This window comes from Roseobacter sp., assembly GCF_024639605.1.
Lineage (GTDB): Bacteria > Pseudomonadota > Alphaproteobacteria > Rhodobacterales > Rhodobacteraceae > Roseobacter.
Genome location: NZ_JAHEHZ010000212.1, coordinates 1 through 4,391 on the forward strand (window position 1 = coordinate 1; position 4,391 = coordinate 4,391).

6 protein-coding genes are annotated in these 4,391 nt (G+C 60.2%); 2 read left to right on the forward strand and 4 right to left on the reverse strand.

The features are described 5' to 3' along the window. The 3 genes from Q0M35_RS17570 to Q0M35_RS17580 form a co-directional block, all read right to left on the reverse strand. The coding region (locus Q0M35_RS17570) for a TetR family transcriptional regulator (RefSeq protein WP_295317559.1) at window positions 1-167 on the reverse strand (167 nt) is incomplete at its 3' end. Between the two features lie 69 nt (window positions 168-236). After that, window positions 237-1,142, reverse strand: a complete 906-nt coding sequence (locus tag Q0M35_RS17575; RefSeq protein ID WP_295317554.1) for a DMT family transporter — start codon at window positions 1,140-1,142, stop codon at window positions 237-239. A gap of 39 nt (window positions 1,143-1,181) precedes the next feature. Continuing rightward, window positions 1,182-1,784: a LysE/ArgO family amino acid transporter gene (locus tag Q0M35_RS17580; protein ID WP_295317555.1), complete on the reverse strand. Its 603-nt coding sequence runs from the start codon at window positions 1,782-1,784 to the stop codon at window positions 1,182-1,184. Between the two features lie 96 nt (window positions 1,785-1,880). Between Q0M35_RS17580 and Q0M35_RS17585 the strand changes: the two genes are divergently transcribed. Continuing rightward, complete coding sequence (locus Q0M35_RS17585) at window positions 1,881-2,777, forward strand: LysR family transcriptional regulator ArgP (protein ID WP_295317556.1); 897 nt, start codon at window positions 1,881-1,883, stop codon at window positions 2,775-2,777. A gap of 96 nt (window positions 2,778-2,873) precedes the next feature. Further along, window positions 2,874-3,134: a hypothetical protein gene (locus Q0M35_RS17590; RefSeq protein ID WP_295317557.1), complete on the forward strand. Its 261-nt coding sequence runs from the start codon at window positions 2,874-2,876 to the stop codon at window positions 3,132-3,134. 83 nt (window positions 3,135-3,217) lie between these two features. Here Q0M35_RS17590 and Q0M35_RS17595 read toward each other — a convergent pair whose 3' ends face one another. Then, on the reverse strand, window positions 3,218-3,958 hold the full coding sequence (locus Q0M35_RS17595) for a YebC/PmpR family DNA-binding transcriptional regulator (RefSeq protein ID WP_295317558.1): 741 nt from the start codon (window positions 3,956-3,958) through the stop codon (window positions 3,218-3,220). Window positions 3,959-4,391 lie beyond the last annotated feature (433 nt).

Below are 4,391 nucleotides of genomic sequence, written 5' to 3' on the forward strand. Positions count from 1 at the left end.
ATCTGGTCTTTACCGCCGAAATAGTGATGTGCGAGCGCCGTGGACATGCCGGCGCGTCTGGCGATCTGACCAACCGTCACGTCAAGTGAGCCGCGCACGCCGATCTCGGCAATGGTGGCATCGACAAGCGCGGAGCGCCGGATCGGCTCCATTCCCAGTTTTGGCATAGCAAAGGTTCCTGCTGACAAGACACATCTGCCTTGCCGGTTTTTAATTGACCCGTCAATCAATAAAAATCAGACTTTGGTCGCGTTGACCGCCGGGGTTGTATTCTGACGCCTCACCATCGCCTCACGCCAGGTGATGAAAACCACCGACGCAAGGATCGTGAGGCCCCCGGCAATGACCCAGATATCAACCGCCTCATCAAACACCAGATACCCCAGTAACACCGCCCAGACGAGCTGTGTGAAAGTCACCGGCTGGGTGACTGTCAGAGGTGCGGCGGCAAAGGCCAGTGTCATGGTGTAGTGTCCCGCAGTGGCAAAACAGGCGACACAGAAAAGCAGCATCAGATCAGGCAGTGCCGGCGTGACCCACTGCGCGACAGCAAAAGGCGCCAGCACCATGGTCACAAAAATCGAAAGCATCGCGACCACGACAGAGGGTTTCACCTCATCGGCCATGATCTTGGCCGTGAGGTATGAGCCGCCAAAGGCAACCGCCGCAATCAGCATCGCCAGATGGCCGCTGCTGACCTCCCGGAACCCGGGGCGCAGAATGATAAACGCCCCCAGCAGCGCCACGACAACAGCGGCGATCCGGCGGAAAGCGAGCTTTTCCCCCAGAAACAGGGCCGCACCGATGGTCACATAGACCGGCGAAAGATAGTTCATCGCCGTCACATCCGCGATAGGGATCCGCACCATCGCGTAAAACCACAGCATTACTGCGACCCCGTGCAACAGACCCCGAACACCAAAGAGCCGCCACTGGCGCGGCGTCAGATGTGCCTCGCGCAGCGCACCGATGGCCGGAAAGAGGAATACCAGACCCAGCAGGTAGCGCAGAAAAGCCATCTCGACCGGCGGCACCCGGGCCCCCATGTACTTTACCAGTGCTGTCACAGCGATAAAGCACATACCCGTGACCAGCATCCAGAAGATGCCGGCAAGCGGGCGGGCGGGCGAACGGGTAACCATCTCTTACTCAGACCTTTTTTCGTTGTGCGCCGCAAGGTCTTAACTGATGAGCAGTCCCAGACCGATTGTCCACATCGTCAGAGCGATCACCGCATCGAGCACCTGCCAGCTGCGCGGGCGCGCAAAAAGCGGTGCCAGCAGGCGCGCACCATACCCCAGCGCAAAGAAAAAGCTGAAACTGCCACATACCGCACCGACGCCGAACATGGTCCGGTCGGCGAACTGCGCCGACACCGAGCCGATCAGCACGACCGTGTCGAGATATACATGCGGGTTCAGCCATGTGATCGCGAGCAGCGTCAGCAGCGTGGGAGCCAGCCCCTGGCCGATGGTCGCATTGCGGGTGTTCAGCGCCTGCCCCCCGCGCCAGGCGGAGAGCGCACTGCGATATCCGTAAAAGATCAGGAACGCGGCCCCGCCATAGCGCATCGCCGGTTCAAACCACGGCACGGTCCGTGCGAGGCTGCCGGACCCGTATACGCCGGCGACAATCAGGATCGCATCACAAAGCCCGCAGACAAAGCAAACCCAGAACACATGGCGCTGCACCAGCCCCTGACGCAGGACAAAGGCGTTCTGCGGCCCGATCGCAATGATCAGCGACAGGCTGAGCAGAAATCCGGATAACAGGGCGATGAACATCGATGCAGGTCTTTCAGGTGACAGATCTGAGCGTTGACTAGCGGCCGCCGGAGGCTTAATCAATTTAATATACTGAATGCAGATTAAGGCTGGCTAATGCGTCTGGATCCTGCCCACCTTGCAGCCCTTGCAGCGATTGTCCGGCAGGGCAGTTTCGATGCGGCCGCGGGCCAGCTTGGCGTCACAGCCTCTGCCATCTCGCAGCGCATCAAAGCGCTGGAAGAGCGTATGGGCACCGTTCTGATCGAGCGCGGCCAGCCCTGCGTTCCCACCGCCGCCGGCGCGCGGCTTGCACAGCATGCCGAAGATCTGGCGCTGCTTGAAGCGCAGGTGCTGGAACGGCTGGCGCCGGACACAACCGGCTCGCAGCCCCGCCTGCGCATTGCGGTCAATGCCGACAGCCTTGCCACGTGGCTCATTCCCGCACTGGCGACAGCGCCGCCGCTGCTCTTTGATCTGGTCATCGATGATCAGGACCACTCCGCGGACTGGCTGCGCAGGGGATCGGTCAGCGCCGCGATCACCGGGCACGCAACACCCGTGCCCGGCTGCGATTGCAGCGCCCTGGGACAGTTCCGGTATATTGCAACCGCAAGCCCTGCCTTCATGAAAGAATGGTTTGCCGACGGCGTAACCGCCGACAGCCTCGCGCGCGCACCGATGATGGCCTTTAACGCCAAAGACCGCCTGCAACACCGGTGGATCACCGAAGTAACAGGCGACCGCCTTTCGCCGCCCACCCATCACATGGCATCAACACATGCATTTGTCGATGCAGCGCTCTGCGGGCTGGGCTGGGGCATGAACCCGGTGTCGCTGGTGCGCGGCCATATCGACGCGGGGCGACTGGTGGCTCTGGTACCGGACGCACCGCTCGACATTGCCCTTTACTGGCAGACCAACAGGCTGATGGCGCGCGCGCTCGATCCGCTCTGGCAGGCTCTGAAAACCGCGGCCGGCCGTGATCTGCAACAATCGCTCACAAGACTGTGAGAAGAAAAATCACACTCACGTAAAACTTATCAGACCTGATTGGCGTATCTCTTTTCGATCCCCATATGGTGGGGCAGGTAAAAAGGGTCTTCTTCGATGCTGGACAACGCACATAATCTGGATCTCACAGCGCAGGACATTGCGCTGATCGAAGCTGCGCTGCACACACAGAAAAAAATTCTGACAGTTCAGAGCCAGGCCGGCGGCCGCGGAGCCCGCAAGAAACTCACAGACCTCAAGCATCTGATGCGTCGCCTGAACCGGCTGACCACCCCGCAGGAACCAAAGCCAGCCGGCATTCTGCAGAGCGCCTGGTCATTCTTTACATCTGACGCCACCTGTTCGCAGTCCCGCTGAGGCCGCATCACAGGCAGATGAAAAAAACGCCGCCGTCCGTAACCCGGGTGGCGGCGTTTTCAGTGACACGGCGGGATCGCGCATCAGAGCTGCGCCATCACCTCATCGCTTGCCTCGAAATTGGTCGTGACGCGCTGAACGTCATCATCGTCCTCAAGTGCGTCGATGAGGTTCATCAGCTTCTGCATGCCCTCAAGGTCCATCTCGGTGGTCGTCGTGGGTCGCCACACAAGCTTGGTGCTTTCGCTTTCGCCCAGTTCGGCTTCCAGCGCTCCGGAGACTTCGTTCAGATCGGTATCCGCGCACCAGATGACGTGTCCGTCTTCCGAGCTTTCGACATCCTCCGCACCCGCCTCGATGGCCGCCATCATGACGGTATCCGCATCACCGGCATCCGCGGGGTACGTGACTTCGCCTTTGCGGTCGAACATGAACCCCACCGATCCGGTCTCGCCCAGATTACCGCCGTTTTTAGTGAAGGTGGACCGCACCGTTGATGCAGTGCGGTTGCGGTTATCGGTCATTGCCTCGACGATCACTGCGACCCCGTTGGGGCCATAGCCCTCATAGCGGATTTCTTCGTAATCATCGCCCTCGCCCGCCTGGGACTTTTTGATCGCACGTTCGATATTGTCCTTGGGCATTGACTGGGCCTTGGCCTCTTTGATCGCAAGCCGCAGGCGCGGGTTTTTGTCCGGATCCGGATCGCCCATTTTGGCGGCGACCGTGATCTCTTTGCTGAATTTAGAAAAAAGCTTGGCGCGCACGGCGTCCTGACGCCCCTTGCGGTGCTGGATGTTCGCCCATTTTGAGTGGCCTGCCATTGGTACTTCCATCGCTGAACAGAGTTTCAGCGCAGTCTATAATGCAGGTCAGAGCCCGGGGGCAAGCACATGCCCCGGGCGGTGCAGTTCTTTCACGAACCTCCCGGGATCCGGAACAGGCTGCGTCATGGTGCGGATCACTCAGGTGACGCCCTGCATTATGGTCCGTGATCTTGTCGCGGCACTTAAGTTTTACATCGGTGTGCACGGGTTTACCTGACCGTTAAAGCAGTCCGGCTACACCTTGTTGCATCGCCAGCCCGGCGGTGCGTCTGACAGAGGTGGGTTGCGACTGAGAGATCGGTGAACAGATATCAGTCCGGAATGCGATGATGTTGCCGCGGCCTGGACGCCGCTGGAACCGGACCTTGAGACACTGCCCGAAGAGCGGGTGAATGCGCCCTTTTGACCGGCCCTGCAGGATGCGCAAAGT

Coding starts and splice junctions, on each gene's coding strand:
- Q0M35_RS17575 (WP_295317554.1), bottom strand. CDS start 1,142: ATGGTTACCCGTTCGCCCGCCCGCCCGCTTGCCGGCATCTTCTGGATG.
- Q0M35_RS17585 (WP_295317556.1), top strand. CDS start 1,881: ATGCGTCTGGATCCTGCCCACCTTGCAGCCCTTGCAGCGATTGTCCGG.
- Q0M35_RS17590 (WP_295317557.1), top strand. CDS start 2,874: ATGCTGGACAACGCACATAATCTGGATCTCACAGCGCAGGACATTGCG.
- Q0M35_RS17595 (WP_295317558.1), bottom strand. CDS start 3,958: ATGGCAGGCCACTCAAAATGGGCGAACATCCAGCACCGCAAGGGGCGT.
- Q0M35_RS17580 (WP_295317555.1), bottom strand. CDS start 1,784: ATGTTCATCGCCCTGTTATCCGGATTTCTGCTCAGCCTGTCGCTGATC.